At 55.1% G+C, this 16,186-nt stretch carries 15 protein-coding genes; 11 read left to right on the top strand and 4 right to left on the bottom strand.

Annotated elements, in window-relative coordinates:
• Positions 1-143 precede the first annotated feature (143 nt).
• Together phoA and ACWWFX_RS09645 are read left to right on the top strand one after the other, a co-directional pair.
• Complete coding sequence (gene phoA / locus ACWWFX_RS09640; RefSeq protein ID WP_473223694.1) at positions 144-1,571, top strand: alkaline phosphatase; 1,428 nt, start codon at positions 144-146, stop codon at positions 1,569-1,571.
• 98 nt (positions 1,572-1,669) lie between these two features.
• Positions 1,670-1,987 carry a PsiF family protein gene (locus ACWWFX_RS09645; protein WP_015965640.1) on the top strand — a complete coding sequence of 106 codons (318 nt, stop codon included), beginning with the start codon at positions 1,670-1,672 and terminating at the stop codon, positions 1,985-1,987.
• Between the two features lie 65 nt (positions 1,988-2,052).
• Here the strand turns inward: ACWWFX_RS09645 and proC are convergent, their stop codons facing one another.
• Positions 2,053-2,862 (bottom strand): pyrroline-5-carboxylate reductase, encoded by an 810-nt coding sequence (gene proC, locus ACWWFX_RS09650; RefSeq protein ID WP_015965639.1) that lies wholly within the window; start codon positions 2,860-2,862, stop codon positions 2,053-2,055.
• A 137-nt stretch (positions 2,863-2,999) separates the two neighbouring features.
• Between proC and ACWWFX_RS09655 the strand changes: the two genes are divergently transcribed.
• The 5 genes from ACWWFX_RS09655 (at position 3,000) to ppnP (ending at position 5,784) form a co-directional block, all read left to right on the top strand.
• Positions 3,000-3,452: a YaiI/YqxD family protein gene (locus tag ACWWFX_RS09655; protein WP_015965638.1), complete on the top strand. Its 453-nt coding sequence runs from the start codon at positions 3,000-3,002 to the stop codon at positions 3,450-3,452.
• Between the two features lie 273 nt (positions 3,453-3,725).
• Positions 3,726-4,250: a shikimate kinase AroL gene (gene aroL, locus ACWWFX_RS09660; RefSeq protein ID WP_276222619.1), complete on the top strand. Its 525-nt coding sequence runs from the start codon at positions 3,726-3,728 to the stop codon at positions 4,248-4,250.
• Positions 4,251-4,302: 52 nt separating this feature from the next.
• On the top strand, positions 4,303-4,494 hold the full coding sequence (locus tag ACWWFX_RS09665) for a YaiA family protein (protein WP_015965636.1): 192 nt from the start codon (positions 4,303-4,305) through the stop codon (positions 4,492-4,494).
• A 249-nt stretch (positions 4,495-4,743) separates the two neighbouring features.
• Positions 4,744-5,421 carry an AroM family protein gene (locus tag ACWWFX_RS09670; protein ID WP_149462168.1) on the top strand — a complete coding sequence of 226 codons (678 nt, stop codon included), beginning with the start codon at positions 4,744-4,746 and terminating at the stop codon, positions 5,419-5,421.
• Between the two features lie 78 nt (positions 5,422-5,499).
• Entirely contained in the window at positions 5,500-5,784 is a 285-nt protein-coding gene (gene ppnP / locus ACWWFX_RS09675) for a pyrimidine/purine nucleoside phosphorylase (protein ID WP_015965634.1), read from the top strand.
• A 42-nt stretch (positions 5,785-5,826) separates the two neighbouring features.
• Here ppnP and rdgC read toward each other — a convergent pair whose 3' ends face one another.
• Positions 5,827-6,741 (bottom strand): recombination-associated protein RdgC, encoded by a 915-nt coding sequence (gene rdgC, locus ACWWFX_RS09680; protein ID WP_015965633.1) that lies wholly within the window; start codon positions 6,739-6,741, stop codon positions 5,827-5,829.
• A 98-nt stretch (positions 6,742-6,839) separates the two neighbouring features.
• On the opposite strand from rdgC, the gene mak reads away from it, so the two are divergent.
• Positions 6,840-7,742 (top strand): fructokinase, encoded by a 903-nt coding sequence (mak, locus tag ACWWFX_RS09685; protein WP_473223695.1) that lies wholly within the window; start codon positions 6,840-6,842, stop codon positions 7,740-7,742.
• A 160-nt stretch (positions 7,743-7,902) separates the two neighbouring features.
• Here the strand turns inward: mak and sbcC are convergent, their stop codons facing one another.
• Both sbcC and sbcD read right to left on the bottom strand, forming a co-directional pair.
• A complete protein-coding gene (gene sbcC, locus ACWWFX_RS09690; RefSeq protein ID WP_473223696.1) occupies positions 7,903-11,040 on the bottom strand; it encodes an exonuclease subunit SbcC in 3,138 nt (1,045 codons plus the stop codon).
• Positions 11,037-12,239 (bottom strand): exonuclease subunit SbcD, encoded by a 1,203-nt coding sequence (sbcD, locus tag ACWWFX_RS09695; protein ID WP_473223697.1) that lies wholly within the window; start codon positions 12,237-12,239, stop codon positions 11,037-11,039. Before sbcD ends, sbcC begins: the two co-directional genes overlap by 4 nt.
• Before the next feature lie 193 nt (positions 12,240-12,432).
• Between sbcD and phoB the strand changes: the two genes are divergently transcribed.
• The 3 genes from phoB to brnQ all read left to right on the top strand — a co-directional run bounded on the left by phoB (position 12,433) and on the right by brnQ (position 16,170).
• The gene (gene phoB / locus ACWWFX_RS09700; RefSeq protein ID WP_015965629.1) at positions 12,433-13,122 is read left to right on the top strand and encodes a phosphate response regulator transcription factor PhoB; all 690 of its coding nucleotides are present in this window, start codon (positions 12,433-12,435) and stop codon (positions 13,120-13,122) included.
• A gap of 21 nt (positions 13,123-13,143) precedes the next feature.
• Positions 13,144-14,430 (top strand): phosphate regulon sensor histidine kinase PhoR, encoded by a 1,287-nt coding sequence (gene phoR / locus ACWWFX_RS09705; protein WP_276222606.1) that lies wholly within the window; start codon positions 13,144-13,146, stop codon positions 14,428-14,430.
• Between the two features lie 420 nt (positions 14,431-14,850).
• A complete protein-coding gene (gene brnQ, locus ACWWFX_RS09710; RefSeq protein ID WP_473223698.1) occupies positions 14,851-16,170 on the top strand; it encodes a branched-chain amino acid transporter carrier protein BrnQ in 1,320 nt (439 codons plus the stop codon).
• Positions 16,171-16,186 lie beyond the last annotated feature (16 nt).

The following is a 16,186-nucleotide window of genomic DNA, read 5'->3' on the forward strand; positions in this document are numbered from 1 at the left end:
TATCTTTCATTTTCCATCACGGCTCACGTTTTTCTCCTCATGTCCCTGGAAATCGCAAGCATGATAAAAATGTAAAAATAGTGTCATCTCACTGTCATCTCACTTTTATACAGTCGCTTCGATTTTATTTATTTAGCGTTTTCATGGAGATGAGAATAATGAAATACAGCGCACTCTTTGCCGCTTTATTACCTTTGCTGGGAACCCCTGTTATTCACGCAGAAACCACGACTGCACCCGCGCTTGATAGTCGTGCGGCGCAGGGTGATATCACCGCACCCGGTGGCGCACGTCGCCTGAGTGGCGACCAGTCTGCGGCGCTGCGCGCGTCGATTATTGATAAACCGGCGAAAAACATTATTTTGCTGATTGGCGATGGCATGGGGGATTCCGAAATTACCGCTGCGCGCAACTACGCGCTGGGCGCGGGCGGCTTCTTTAAAGGCATTGATGCGCTGCCGCTGACCGGCCAGTACACCCACTACGCGCTGGATAAGAAAACCGGTAAACCGGACTACGTCACTGATTCCGCCGCCTCTGCCACCGCATGGAGCACCGGCGTGAAAACCTATAACGGCGCGCTGGGCGTGGACATCCATGAGCAGCCACATCAAACGCTGCTTGAGCTGGCAAAATCGGCGGGCCTTGCAACCGGCAACGTCTCTACCGCGGAATTGCAGGACGCGACTCCAGCAGCACAGATTTCTCACGTGACGTCGCGTAAATGCTACGGCCCGAGCGTGACCACGGAAAAATGCCCGACTAACGCGCTGGAAAAAGGCGGCAAAGGCTCCATTACCGAGCAGTTGCTGAACGCGCGTGCTGACGTCACTTTAGGCGGTGGCGCGAAAACCTTTGCTGAGACCGCTACCGCTGGCGAATGGCAGGGCAAAACTCTGCGCGAGCAGGCACAGGCGCGTGGTTATCAGCTGATAAGCGATGCCAGCGGGCTGGCGAGCATAACCGTGGCGAATCAGGACAAACCGCTGCTGGGGCTGTTCTCTGACGGCAACATGCCGGTGCGCTGGGAAGGGCCAAAAGCATCCTATCACGGCAACATTGATAAACCGGTCGTAACCTGTACGCCGAACCCGAAACGTGACGACAGCGTGCCGACGCTGGCGCAGATGACTGACAAGGCCATTACGCTGCTGAGTAGCAACGAAAAAGGTTTCTTCCTCCAGGTGGAAGGCGCGTCGATCGACAAACAGGATCACGCGGCGAATCCGTGCGGGCAAATTGGTGAAACGGTCGATCTGGATGAGGCCGTACAAAAAGCGCTGGCGTTCGCACAGAAAGACGGTAACACACTGGTGATTGTCACCGCTGACCACGCCCACGCCAGTCAGATTGTTGCGCCGGATACCAAAGCGCCAGGCCTGACCCAGGCGTTAAACACCAAAGACGGCGCGGTCATGGTGATGAGCTACGGTAACTCGGAAGAGGAATCTATGGAACATACCGGCACTCAGGTACGCATTGCCGCGTACGGCCCACATGCGGCGAACGTCGTTGGCCTGACCGACCAGACCGATCTTTACTACACCATGAAGTCCGCGCTTGGCCTGTAATATTTCCAGTATTCCCGACGGCTAAATAGCGCCGTCGGCTTGTTTTATTTCCGCCAGCGTTCAGAATTGTAAGGATTGTCTTATATAAGGATGGTGCAATGAAACTCGCAATACTGGGTGCTTTTGTTTTTGGTCTCTGTTTTGTTTCTACCGCAGGCGCGGCAGATCAAACATTAACGCCGCAGCAGCAGCGCATGCGCGACTGTAATGCGCAGGCAACGGCGAAAACGATCAAAGGTGATGAGCGCAAAACCTACATGAGCGCGTGCCTGAAAGGGCAGGATGCAGCGAAAGAGAAAGGCGTGACGCCTCAGCAGCAGAAAATGCGTGAATGTAATGCGAAAGCGACCGAGCAGTCATTAAAAGGCGACGACCGTAAGAAATTTATGAGCGCCTGTCTGAAAAAATCCGCTTAACGCAAACTATTTTATGGCAAGAAAAACGCCCGGCAGATTTTAGCCGGGCGTTTTTATTCAGAGGATCAGGCTTTACTCATTTTCTCTGATTTTTCCATGCAGGCTGCCATGGCTTCGATGACGGCAGAGCGGAATCCTTTTTCTTCCAGTACGCGAACGGCTTCAATAGTCGTGCCGCCCGGTGAGCAAACCATATCTTTCAGTTCGCCCGGATGTTTACCCGTCTCCAGCACCATTTTCGCTGAACCCATCACCGCCTGTGCGGCAAATTTATAGGCCTGCGCGCGCGGCATCCCGCCCACAACGGCCGCATCGGCCATCGCTTCGATAAACATGAACACATACGCCGGTGCGGAACCGCTGACGCCGACGACCGGGTGAATCATCTGCTCGGCGATAATTTCGGCTTCACCAAAGCAGCGGAAAATATTCAGCACATCGGCGGTATCTTCCGGTGTGACCAGCGCGTTTGGCGTAACGGAGGTCATTCCTGCGTTCACCAGCGACGGCGTATTTGGCATCGCACGGACGATTTTACGATCGTGGCCCAGCGCGCGCGCCAGCTGATCGAGCGTGATGCCTGCGGCAATAGAGACCACCAAAGAATCTTTATTAAAGCTGGAAGCGACTTCGCTCAGCACTTTAATCATGATGCCTGGCTTCACGGCACCGAAGACGATGTCCGCCACCTGGGCGACTTCCTGCGCGCTTTCGGCTGCGTTAATACCGAACTGATCGTGCAGGGCGGCCACTTTATCCGGCGATGGGGTATAGACCCAAATCTGGCCCGGCAGCACCTGACCGCTGGCAATCAGGCCGCCAAGAATTGCTTTACCCATATTCCCGCAGCCGATGAAGCCAATCTTCTTGTCCATGATGTCTCCCATTGTGTGTTTTTTTATTAGTGTACCTTTATAGGCGATTTGTCGCGACGAGTAACCTGAACATTTCGCGACAGCACGCGCCGGGCATGTCATCATTACGTACCGTTTTGCCAAATTCAGGAGAGGTAATGACAATTTGGGTTGATGCGGACGCCTGTCCGAACGTCATCAAAGAGGTACTGTTTCGCGCGGCGGATCGTACACAAACGCAGGTGACGCTGGTGGCAAACCAGTATCTGCGCGTGCCCCCATCACGTTTTATTCGGGCGATGGTGGTGCCAAAAGGTTTTGACGTTGCCGATAACGAAATAGTGCGCTTGTGTGAACCTGGCGATCTGGTGATCACTGCCGATATTCCGCTGGCGGCGGAAGTGTTGGAAAAGGGCGCGGCGGCGTTAAACCCGCGCGGCGAGCGTTACAGTCACGCGACGATTCGCGAGCGTTTAACCATGCGTGATTTTATGGACACCATGCGCGCAAGCGGCGTGCAAACCGGCGGCCCGAGCACGTTGAGCCAGCGCGACAGACAACAGTTTGCGGCGGAACTGGATAAATGGCTGCTGGCGGCAAAACATCCTTAATGTGAATTTCGTCACAAAAATGTGTTACCGTTTGCACCGTCTGCTCGCTTGTCAACGAAGCCTGCTTTCGTGTACATTTATCTAAACAATATGTGACACTTTTTCTTTACGCTTTTACACGTACTGTTTTCAGGCATATTTGTGCTTGTCTTACAGAGTCTGGATAGTTCTGTAACTCTATATTTACACTTACTTGTGTACTAGTTTGGTGATATCATTCTTAATTCAGATATGTGTCCCGCATCTTCATCGTTCCAGGGAGAACGCCAGGTCATGACTCAGCCTATTTTTTTGATTGGCGCGCGTGGTTGTGGAAAAACAACTATAGGTCAACGGCTTACCCATGCCTGTGATTTTCACTTTGTGGATACCGATCAAGTATTGCAACAGCGTGCCGGCATGACAGTCGCCGATATTGTGGTGCGAGAAGGCTGGGCCGGTTTTCGTGCCCGCGAGACGCAAACGCTGCAGTCCGTCACCCAACCGGGAACGGTCGTGGCGACGGGAGGGGGCATCATTCTGGCTGAAGTGAATCGCGACTTTATGCGTCAGAATGGCGTGGTGATTTACCTCAATGCGCCGGTTTCCGTCCTGGCGGGCCGCCTTGAAGCCTTCCCGGAAGCATCGCAGCGCCCAACGTTAACGGGGAAACCGATCACTGAAGAAGTGGCTGATATCCTGGCGCAGCGCGATGCTCTCTATCGTCAGACGGCGCACCATATTGTTGATGCATCGGCCTGCCCGGACGATGTTGTCGCTCAAATACTGACCGAACTGCGTCTTGCCCGCGCGTCCTGATCCCGCTATTGCCTATACTTAACGCTCTGACTAGCAAAAAAAGGAAGAGCGGATGCCAACGAACCCCCCGTATCCACGCGAAGCGCGTATTGAAGTTGTTGAGAAAGGACAGCCCGGCCAGACGGTCACCTGGTATCAATTACGCGCAGACCACCCCACACCCGATACGCTGATTAGCGAGCACACCACGAAGCAGGACGCGCTTGACGCCAAACAGCGCTATGAAGACCCTTCCAAAAGCTAACTCCTCGCAATAAGGCCCTATAATTAAAGTGGTTATATCGGGCCTTAATCACACTTTTTACTTATCGCAACTGTTATTAAAAGGTTAAAGTTAAGTTATATCAGGAGCGTGCCGGAATCATCCGGAACCTTTACATTCCGCCTGGTAAATGAGCTGCTACGCTTCTGAACGGTATTTTTTCATCCATCCAGGTGGCTAAGTGGTAAAAAGAGCCGTGTGCAGGCAGTGGTTGTAAAGAAGGTACATAACATGAATACGACGTTGGCGATTCTGACGGTAGGGGTTGTACCCGTCAAAGAAGTGTTGCCACTACTCACTGAGCACATCAGGGAAGATCAGATTACCCATAAGAGTTTGTTAGGGAATCTGAGTCGTGAGGAGGTTATGAAGGAGTATGGGGCGCAACCGGGAGAGGAGACAATCCTGGCGTTGCTTAACGATAATCAACTGGCTGAAGTCTCCCGTTCTAAAATTGAACGCGACCTTCAAGCCATCATTGAAGTGCTGGATAATCAACAGTATGACGTCATTCTGTTGATGAATACCTTTAAACTGCAACATCTGGTGGCGCGTAATGCGATGCTGATCGAGCCCCAGCGGATTATTCCGCCATTAGTGGCGTCTATTGTTGAAGGCCATCAGGTTGGCGTGATCGTGCCCATTGAGGAGATCCTTCGCGCGCAACAGGAGAAGTGGCAGGTTCTGCCCTCTGAACCCTATTACGAACTGGCAAACCCGATTCACGGCACCGATCTTGAACTGGTGACCGCCGGGGGAAAACTCATCGAGCAGGGCGCGGATGTACTGGTGCTGGACTGTTTAGGCTTCCATCAGCATCACCGTGATTTGTTACAAAAAGCGCTGGATGTCCCTGTTTTACTGTCAAATGTGCTGGTCGCCAGGCTGGCGGCAGAATTATTAGTTTAACAATATAAATTCGCGTGACAGGCTTCTGTTCGCACCCCTATATTGAGTGATTAAACACAAGACAATAAGGGCCTGTTTATGCTTCAAAGCAATGAATACTTCGACGGAAAAGTGAAATCGATTGGATTTACCAGCAGCAGCACCGGGCGCGCGAGCGTCGGCGTGATGGCGGAAGGCGAGTACACCTTCGGCACCGCGCAGCCGGAAGAGATGACGGTAGTCAGTGGTGCGCTGAATGTGTTGCTACCGGGTGCAACCGAGTGGCAAGTGTATACCGCTGGTGAAGTGTTCAACGTGCCCGGCAACAGCGAGTTCCATCTGGAAGTGGCGGAACCGACGTCTTATCTTTGTCGTTATCTGTAAGTGTGTCTCCTTCCTGCTGTGGCAGGAAGGAGATGTAAAGCATTAACGCTGCGCTTCCCCGCCAAGCCCTTCCACCAGGCTCTTAATCAGAGCAGCCAGTTCCCCGGTCATCAGGATAAAGTCAGCGTCAAAACGCGCGGCGTAGTCTTCTCTGTCGATATCTTCGTTCTGGTCTCGCAGTTCATCGCTGAACTTCAGACGCTTAATTGAACCGTCGTCGCACATCACAAACTGAATGCGCTGCTGCCAGTCGAGCGCCAGTTTGGTCACCAGCTTACCGGCTTCGATATGCACCGCAATTTCATCACAAACCAGATCCTGTTTCTTCGCGCGGATCACGCCGCCATCTTCGAGGATCGCTTTCAGTTCTGCTTCGTCGAGGATCTGGAAGCTTTGCGCAGCCGAACCGGAACGCACCCATTCGGTCAGCGTCAGTTCGATTGGGTTTTCCATCGTCAGCGGGACAACCGGCAGTGAACCCAGGCTTTTACGCAGCAGGGCGAGGGTGTCTTCCGCTTTTTTAGCGCTGGCGCAGTCAACCATAATCAGATCATTCACGGTGTCGATCCACATCATCGTCTGGCTGAAGCGGCTGAAGGCGCGCGGCAGCAGAGAGTGCAGCACTTCGTCTTTCAGCGAATCTTTCTCGGTTTTTTTCAGCTTACGACCCTGATCGGCTTCCAGCTTGTGGATCTTCGCTTCCAGCGCCTGCTTCACCACCGGAGACGGCAGGATCTTCTCTTCTTTACGGGCGCAAATAATAATCTGACCGTTGGCCGTGTGGGTCAACGCGTCGCTTTGCGACGAGCCCATCGGCGGAACCCAACCGGTTTTCGCCATATCCTGGCTTCCGCACGGGGTGAAAGTCCATTCAGCGAGCTGTTTTTCCATCTCTTCGGCGCGCAAAGAAATGTCGCGGCTGAGACGATAAACCATTAAATTTTTGAACCACAGCATGATATTTCCCACGGCTTTATCGTTAAATTCAGCGGGCATGATAACGAATTGTCTCTATGCTTGCATTGTTAATCGGGGAATTTCAGAAGGAGCGTTCTGTGCGTATTGGGATTGATCTGGGCGGTACAAAAACGGAAGTCATCGCGCTAAGCGACAAGGGAGAGCAGCTGTTCAGGCATCGCTTACCGACGCCGCGCGACTATCGTGAAACGATTGAAAACATTGCTCATTTGGTGGCAATGGCCGAAGAGGCGACCGGGCAAACGGGAACGGTTGGAATAGGTATTCCTGGCTCGATTTCGCCCTACACCGGGGTGGTGAAAAACGCTAACTCCACGTGGCTGAACGGGCAGCCGTTTGATAATGATCTCAGCGAGCGTCTTAGCCGGGAAGTGCGTCTGGCGAACGATGCCAACTGCCTTGCGGTGTCCGAAGCCATTGACGGCGCGGCGGCGGGGGCACAAACGGTGTTTGCGGTAATTATTGGCACCGGTTGCGGGGCAGGCGTGGCGATTAACGGGCGTTCGCACATTGGCGGTAACGGCACGGCGGGCGAGTGGGGACATAATTCGCTGCCGTGGATGGACGATGACGAGCTGCGCTATCGTGCGGAAGTGCCGTGCTACTGCGGGAAACAGGGCTGTATTGAGACCTTTATTTCCGGCACCGGCTTTGCGACGGATTATCATCGGCTTAGTGGTAAACCGCTGAAAGGGCGCGAGATTATGCAACTGGTGGAACAGGGTGATGCGCTGGCGGAACAGGCGTTCAGCCGTTATGAGCAGCGTCTGGCGAAATCGCTGGCGAACGTGGTGAATATTCTCGATCCGGACGTGATTGTGCTGGGGGGCGGGATGAGTAACGTTGATCGCCTGTATAAAACAGTGCCGGAGTTAGTGAAACCGTGGGTGTTTGGCCGCGAGTGCGAAACGCCGATTCGCAAAGCGGTGCACGGTGATTCCAGCGGCGTGCGCGGCGCGGCGTGGTTGTGGCCGTTGTAGGGGACGCGTTCGGGGGAATTGTGCGGCTATTTCCCCCTCACCCTGGCCCTCTCCCTCAAGGGAGAGGGGACCGATTGTGCGCGATGTGGTGTTCTCCCTCTCCCTGTGGGAGAGGGCCGGGGTGAGGGCATCAGCGCGCACATTTCCCCACATTTCCATTTCACTCCACCGCAAACACCTTATCCAGCCTGCTATACCCGAGCCCGTTAATTTTCTTCACTTTTATCTGCACCGGAATGCGCTCTTTCATCGCCTCAACGTGGCTAATCACGCCGATGATTTTGCCGCTGGCGTTGAGCGCATCCAGTGCGTCCAGCGCCGTGTCGAGGGTTTCGCTGTCCAGCGTGCCAAAGCCTTCGTCAAGGAACAGCGAATCGATGCGCGTTTTGTGGCTTACCAGGTCAGAAAGTGCCAGCGCCAGCGCCAGGCTGACGAGGAAACTTTCGCCGCCGGATAGGGTTCGCGTGTCGCGTACCGCGTCCGCCTGCCAGGTATCGACCACTTCCAGTTCCAGCGCTTCGCTGGCTTTACGTTGCAGCAGATAGCGCCCGTGCAGGCGGCTAAGCTGGTCATTCGCCAGCCACACCAGGTTATCCAGCGTCAGCCCCTGGGCAAATTTGCGGAATTTATCGCCCTCTTTGGAGCCAATCAACGCATTCAGGTGCGCCCAGTCTTCTACCTGCGCGCTGGTTTTTTCAATCTCCAGCAGCAGGTTTTGTTGTTGGCGGCGATTCTCTTCATCCTGTTTCAACTGCTGGCGAAGTTCTCCCTGACGCGCGCTGTTTTCCCGCAACTGCTGGGCCATCAGCGCCAGTTGGGTTTGCACCTGTTCAAGTGAGACATCATCGCTAAGCGTTGCCGGGCGTTGGGCCTGATGACGTTGCAGCGCATCTTGTGCCTGAGTATCCAGCGTGCGGCACTGCTGAAGCTTGCTCTCCAGCGACTGTTTAAGTTGCTCCAGGCGCTCGCGCTCAGGCTGTTCCAGCAATGCGGCCTGAAACGCCGCGCGGTCACTGAATTGTGATTCCGCCAACGCCTGGTCGAACTCGCGCTCGGCCTGATCCAGACGCTCTTTTTCCAGCGCTTCCTGCTGCGACAAGGTTTGCCACTGGCTGGCGAGCGAGATGCAATCGTTGTGGATCTGCTGCCATCCTTCCAGCGAAACAGGCGTTGTCTCTTCGATTTCACATGCAGGCAGCGTGTCCAGCAACGGCTGAAGCTGGGCGAGTTTATGCTGCGTTTCACCGTGCTGTGTCTGCTGGCTTTGCCAGAGCCGGTTTTCCTCTTCGCGCGCCGCCAGCCAGGCGTTCTCTTCCCCGGCAAGCGGTGCGGTGAGCGAAAGCGTCGCCAGTTGAGCCTGCAACGCCTCGCGGCGCTGGGTGAGTTCGTTCTGTGCCTGCGCAATCTGCTGCTGGAGGTCGGTTACCTGCTGTTGCAAATTCAGCCGCTGACTGTGCTGATAAAGCTGCTGTTCGTACTCTTCCTGTGCGGCAAGCCACTCACTAATCGCTTCCTCGGCGCGTAGCGTCACGCCTAACGCGGCCGTCACCTCCTGCCATTGAGAGGTAAGCGCTTGCTCCTGCTGAGAAAGAGACTCCAGCTCACTTTCTTCAACCTGCTGTTGCTTTTGCAGGGCATCCTGCTGGCCGCGCAGGGTTGCACCTTCTTCCGCCAGCCGTTTGACGTCGCGCTCCAGTACATCGCGACGCGCCTGATTTACGCCTGGCGTCAGCGCCTGGTATTCCGCAATCGCCGGATGCTCGGTCGCACCGCACAGCGGGCAGGCGCAACCGGGTTGCAGCCTGGCGCGTTCGGCTTGCAGACTGACAATGGTTGCTTCCATGTCGCACAGCGCGCGGACGTCGTTCAGTTGCTGGTTTTGCTCTTTGTAGCGCTGGCGGCGATCGGTCAGCTCAGCGGTCAGTTTTTCCAGCTGCTGGCGGCGGTTGCTCTGTGCTTCTATCAACTGCTGACGCCGTTTTTGCAGCGGCAGGAACCGTGCATGCAGCGTAGTGAGCTGTTGGCGCAACGGGCGCGCGGCGCTGTGCGCGTTAATGGCGTTGGTGGCTTCGGCCAGATTCAGCGTCAGCGTGGAGGCCGGTAACTGGGCTAGCTGTTTTTCCAGCGTACTCAGGCGCTGCTGGTTGTTCTGCAACTGGGTGCTTTCACGCGCCTGTAACGCAAACGCAGCGCGCCAGCCGGTGAGTTCGCTGCCCCAGTGTTTGAAACGATCGTGCTCCTCAAGCCACTGGTTAAGCTGAGTTTGCGTCTGCTGCAACCCGCGCATCTGTTCGATAGCCGTGGCGCGGATGCGGTTACGGCGGGTGGTTGCTTCATGTAAGCGAGCATTTACTTGCAGCGTTTGCTGCTGGGTTCTGGCAAGCGTGATTGCCTGCTCCTGGAGGTGCGCCCAGCGCGGGCGCAGCAGCTCCGCCGGTTGGGCGCGGCGTAACGTTTCCAGCTGGGGCTGCGCTGCTGCCAGGGCCTGATCTGCGGCGGTGAGCGCTTCCCGGGCGGTATGCGTTTCGCGCGTCAGTTCCCTCTGGCGCAGCAACCACTGTTGCTGATGTTGGGCGACCGTCTGCTGCTCCAGTGCGACTTTTTCTTCGAGAGTAAGCGCCTGCAAACTTCCCAGCAGTGACTGTTGCTGTTCTTCACTTAGCAGCACCATTCCGGAGGATTGCGCCTGAAGCTTTTCCAGCTCGGTCCGCGCCTGCTTATGTTTTTCAAATACTTGTGCAGAAATTCGCCCATAAATTTCCGTGCCGGTGAGTTCTTCCAGCAGCTCGGCGCGTTCTTTGGGGCGCGCATTAAGGAACGCGGCGAACTGCCCCTGCGAAAGCAACATCGAACGGGTAAAGCGACCGTAATCCAGCCCGCTCAGCGACGCGATAAGTTCGAGCTTATCTTTGACTTTATCGGCCAGAATTTTACCGTCATCGCGACGCGCCAGCTCAACGCGCGGCGCCTGTAGGTTGCCGTCAGGCTGATTGCGCGCGCGGTTCTGGCTCCAGAATGCACGATAGGCCACGCCCTGTACTTCAAACTCAACTTCCGCCAGACACTCGGCGGTGTCGCGGGTCATCAGATCGTTTTGCGATTGCGATACCGTGTTGAGGCGCGGCGTTTCGTGATACAGCGCGAGACAGATGGCGTCCAGCAGGGTGGTTTTCCCCGCGCCTGTCGGCCCGGTGATGGCAAACAGGCCGTTGCTGGCAAACGGTTCGGCGGTGAAATCGATTTTCCACTCGCCTTTCAGCGAGTTAAGGTTCTTCAGGCGCAGGCTGAGGATTTTCATGGCTGCGGCTCCTCATCAAGCGAGTGAACGGTGAGATCAAATAACGCCTTCAGGCGCGCCTGCTGGGGTTCTTCCAACGTTTCCAGCGCCAGCCGACGCTGGAAAACCTCTTCAACTTCCAGTTCGCTCAGGGTTTCACGCAGGCTGTTGTCCAGAATGTGCTGACGCTGTTCGCGGCTGCGCCGGACCAGCAGCACATCAACGGGTAAATCATCGGTGATGACCTGAATTTTACGCTGAATATCATGCAGATACTCATCGCTGGTGATTTCGATATCCAGCCAGACCGGGGGCTCTGACGGGGCATCGCGATACTGCGCCAACTGGCTGCTGATGCTGTCAAAGTCGCCCTTAATAACCGCCAGTGGTTGCGTGGCCGGGACATCGAGTGGCGTGACGTCCTGGAGCTTACCGTCGACAAAGGTCACCTGGTTAACGCTCTTACTTTTCCCCGTTTCATCGAAGCTGAGCGGGATAGGCGAGCCGCTGTAGCGAATATGCTCGCTGCCGCCAATTTTCTGCGCGCGATGAATATGCCCGAGGGCGATGTAATCGGCGGGCGGGAAGTTTTGCGCCGGAAAGGCATCCAGTGTGCCAATATAGATGTCACGCACGGCATCACTTTTGCTGGCACCGACGGTGGTCAGGTGGCCGCTGGCGATAACCGGCAGCGGGCGATCGCCGCGCAGCGTACAGGCCTGCTGGTATTGTTTCTGATAGTAGTCAGTAATGGTTTCCAGTAAATGCTGCTGTTTTTCCGCACCGGAAAGCCCGGCCTGGCTGACGACGATATCGCGCGGGCGCAGAAACGGCACCGGGCAGAAAACAGCACCAGGCGTGCCGTCGCGGCGATTCAGAATAAAAGGTTCATGCCCGGCGCTGGCAATCACCGTAGTATTCAGGAACGACAGAATATCGCGCGATTCATTCAGCGTGGCGACGGAGTCATGATTGCCGGCAAGCACCACCAGATGACAGCCGGTTTGTTGCAGATTCACCACAAAGCGGTTGTAGAGTTCGCGCGCATAGCTTGGCGGCGAGCCGGTATCAAAGATATCGCCTGCCACAATAATGGCGTCTACCTGTTCGCGTTGCGCGGTCTCCAGTAGCCAGTTCAGAAACGCATCGTGTTCTGCGGCACGGCTTTTACTGTAAAAATTCTGGCCTAAGTGCCAGTCTGAAGTATGAAGAATTCGCATCGTCGTCCCTGTGGGGAAAAAAGCATAGCCGGGATTATACATTCCCCGGCAACAGGATCGACGGGTGTATTCCGCGAGTGTCATATTTCGTAAAGTGCCATCATTTTACGGTCATGTTTTTCATAAAACTGTCATAAATCTGACGCATAATGACGCCGAATGTATACTGATGGCTAAAAAAACAGGGCATAAAATGGCGAGACGCATTCTGGTCGTTGAAGATGAAGCACCCATCCGCGAAATGGTCTGTTTCGTGCTGGAACAAAATGGTTTCCAGCCGATTGAGGCGGAAGATTATGACAGTGCGGTGAATCAGCTCAATGAACCCTGGCCCGATCTTATTCTGCTCGACTGGATGCTACCGGGCGGCTCAGGGCTACAGTTTATCAAACATCTCAAGCGTGAAGCGCTGACCCGTGATATTCCGGTCATGATGCTGACGGCGCGCGGTGAAGAAGAGGATCGCGTACGCGGTCTGGAAACCGGCGCGGATGACTACATTACCAAACCGTTTTCCCCTAAAGAGCTGGTGGCGCGCATCAAAGCGGTCATGCGCCGTATCTCTCCGATGGCGGTGGAAGAGGTGATTGAGATGCAGGGCCTAAGCCTTGATCCCACCTCGCATCGCGTGATGACCGGGGAAAACCCGCTCGATATGGGCCCGACCGAATTTAAGTTGCTGCACTTCTTTATGACGCATCCTGAACGCGTCTATAGCCGTGAGCAACTGTTGAACCATGTCTGGGGCACTAACGTTTATGTGGAAGATCGCACGGTGGATGTGCATATTCGCCGCCTGCGTAAAGCGCTGGAACACAGCGGCCACGATCGTATGGTGCAAACCGTTCGCGGCACGGGCTACCGTTTTTCGGCTCGTTTCTGAATGTTGACAGGAGTGTGACGCGTGCTGGAACGGCTGTCATGGAAAAGACTCGCCTTTGAGCTTTTCTTGTGTTGTCTCCCGGCCCTGATATTAGGGCTGCTCATCGGCCATCTTCCCTGGTTTCTGCTGGCGGCAGTGACCGGGTTGTTGATTTGGCATTTCTGGAATCTTTTACGTCTTTCCTGGTGGTTATGGGTTGATCGCAGCATGACGCCGCCGCCGGGGCGCGGTAGCTGGGAACCCCTGCTGTACGGTCTGAACCAGATGCAGTTGCGTAATAAAAAACGCCGCCGCGAACTGGGGAATCTGATTAAACGCTTTCGTAGCGGCGCAGAATCGCTGCCCGATGCGGTGGTATTGACCACCGAAGAGGGCGCAATCTTCTGGTGTAACGGCCTGGCGCAGCAGCTGCTTGGCCTGCGCTGGCCGGACGACAGCGGGCAAAATATTCTTAACTTGTTGCGTTATCCAGAATTTACGCAGCATCTTAAACAACGCGAGTTTCTTAAACCGCTGCATCTGGTGCTCAATAATGGGCGTCATCTGGAAATCCGTATCATGCCCTATACCGACCGGCAGTTGCTGATGGTGGCGCGCGACGTCACGCAAATGCACCAGTTGGAAGGCGCGCGGCGCAACTTCTTTGCCAACGTCAGTCATGAGCTGCGTACGCCATTGACGGTGTTGCAGGGCTATCTGGAAATGCTTCAGGAGCAGGTACTGGAAGGGGCAACGCGCGAAAAAGCGCTGCATACCATGCGTGAACAGACGCAGCGTATGGAAGGGCTGGTGAAACAGCTGCTGACGCTATCGAAAATTGAAGCTGCGCCGACCCTGGCCCTCAATGAAAAGGTGGATGTGCCGATGATGCTGCGGGTGGTCGAGCGGGAAGCGCAGACCCTCAGTCAGCGTCAGCATGAACTTCATTTTGAGATTGATGACACGCTGAAAGTGCTGGGTAATGAAGAGCAACTGCGCAGTGCGGTGTCGAATCTGGTGTACAACGCGGTGAATCATACGCCTGCTGGCACGAAAATCACCGTGCGCTGGCAGCATGCGCCACACGGTGCGCTGTTTAGCGTGGAGGACAACGGGCCTGGCATCGCGGCGGAACATCTTCCGCGTTTAACCGAGCGTTTTTATCGGGTGGATAAGGCGCGCTCCCGCCAGACCGGCGGCAGCGGATTGGGGCTGGCGATTGTAAAACATGCGTTGAATCATCACGATAGCCGTCTGGATATTGAAAGCCAGCCAGGGAAAGGAACATGCTTCAGCTTCCTGCTACCGGAACGTTTAATTGCCAAATAAAGCGTCTGAACAGGCGCTTGTCACGATGAGTTTCCACAGACCAGCCCCGGCTGGTCTGTTTACTTTGCAGTCAATTTGCCATCGAGTAATTAATGAACAACTGACGCTTTTTTGTTCGCACGATCAGCCATGTGTTTTTCCTATATCTGGTTATTCGTTCCAGGTTTGTCTTTACTATCGGTATAATCGTCTGGTTTTGCGATCCCATATTGCTTTAAAACGTTATAAGCGTTTAAATTGCGCCTAATGCAGTAGGAATCAGACTGTATTTACGTAGCAAATCAAAAAACTATTCTTCCTCACGCTACGAAGGGAGCATATCCCGCTGAGTTTGTTGCTTGTTTCCTCTGAAAGATTCCGTTGGAGCGAGCGCAAAGTTTTTTATTTGTACAACACCACATCCACAGGCAGTAGTTACATATGACCCATCAGTTAAAAACACGCGATATCATCGCTCTGGGCTTTATGACCTTTGCGTTGTTTGTCGGCGCTGGCAACATCATTTTCCCTCCAATGGTCGGTTTGCAGGCGGGTCCGCACGTCTGGATCGCCGCGCTCGGCTTTTTGATTACCGCAGTCGGTCTGCCGGTGTTGACCGTTGTCGCGCTGGCAAAAGTTGGCGGTGGCGTCGATAGCCTGAGCACGCCAATTGGTAAAGTTGCAGGCGTCCTGCTGGCAACAGTTTGTTATCTCGCCGTAGGCCCGCTGTTTGCGACGCCGCGTACCGCGACCGTTTCCTTTGAAATCGGTATTGCCCCGCTGACTGGCGATGGCGCGATGCCGCTGTTTATCTACAGCCTGGTCTATTTTGCGCTGGTGATTCTGGTTTCCCTGTATCCGGGCAAACTGCTGGATACCGTTGGCAACTTCCTGGCACCGATGAAAATTCTGGCGCTGCTGGTACTTTCCGTAGCGGCGGTTATCTGGCCTGCAGGCCCGATCAGCGAAGCGCTCGACGCTTATAAAACCGCACCGTTCTCTAATGGTTTCGTGAATGGTTATCTGACCATGGATACCCTGGGCGCGATGGTGTTTGGTATTGTTATCGTTAACGCGGCACGCTCTCGCGGCGTCACCGAAGCGCGCCTGCTGACTCGCTATACCATCTGGGCGGGCCTGATGGCCGGTGTTGGCCTGACGCTGCTGTACCTGGCGCTGTTCCGTCTGGGTTCCGATAGCGCGCTGCTGGTCGATAAGAGCGCGAACGGCGCGGCGATTCTGCACGCTTATGTGCAGCATACCTTCGGCGGGGCGGGCAGCTTCCTGCTGGCGGCGCTTATCTTTATCGCCTGTCTGGTTACCGCTGTTGGCCTGACCTGTGCTTGTGCGGAGTTCTTCGCGCAGTATCTGCCGCTGTCTTACCGCTCGCTGGTGTTTATTCTGGGTATCTTCTCGATGGCGGTCTCCAACCTGGGGCTGAGCCACCTGATTCAGATCTCCATTCCGGTGCTGACGCTTATCTATCCGCCATGTATCGCACTGGTTGTATTAAGCTTTACCCGCGGTTGGTGGCATAATTCGACCCGCGTAATTGCACCAGCGATGTTTATCAGCCTGATGTTTGGTATCCTTGACGGCATCAAAGCATCGGCCTTCGCTGATGTGTTGCCTGGCTGGACGGCGCGTCTGCCGATGGCGGAGCAAGGCCTGGCCTGGCTGCTGCCGACGGTGATAATGGCGGTTCTGGCGATTATCTGGGACCGTGCCGCAGGCCGACAGGTAACGTCTAACGCGCATTAATTTTCGCGCGATAACA

Source organism: Pseudocitrobacter sp. 2023LY-00077 (genome assembly GCF_055796175.1).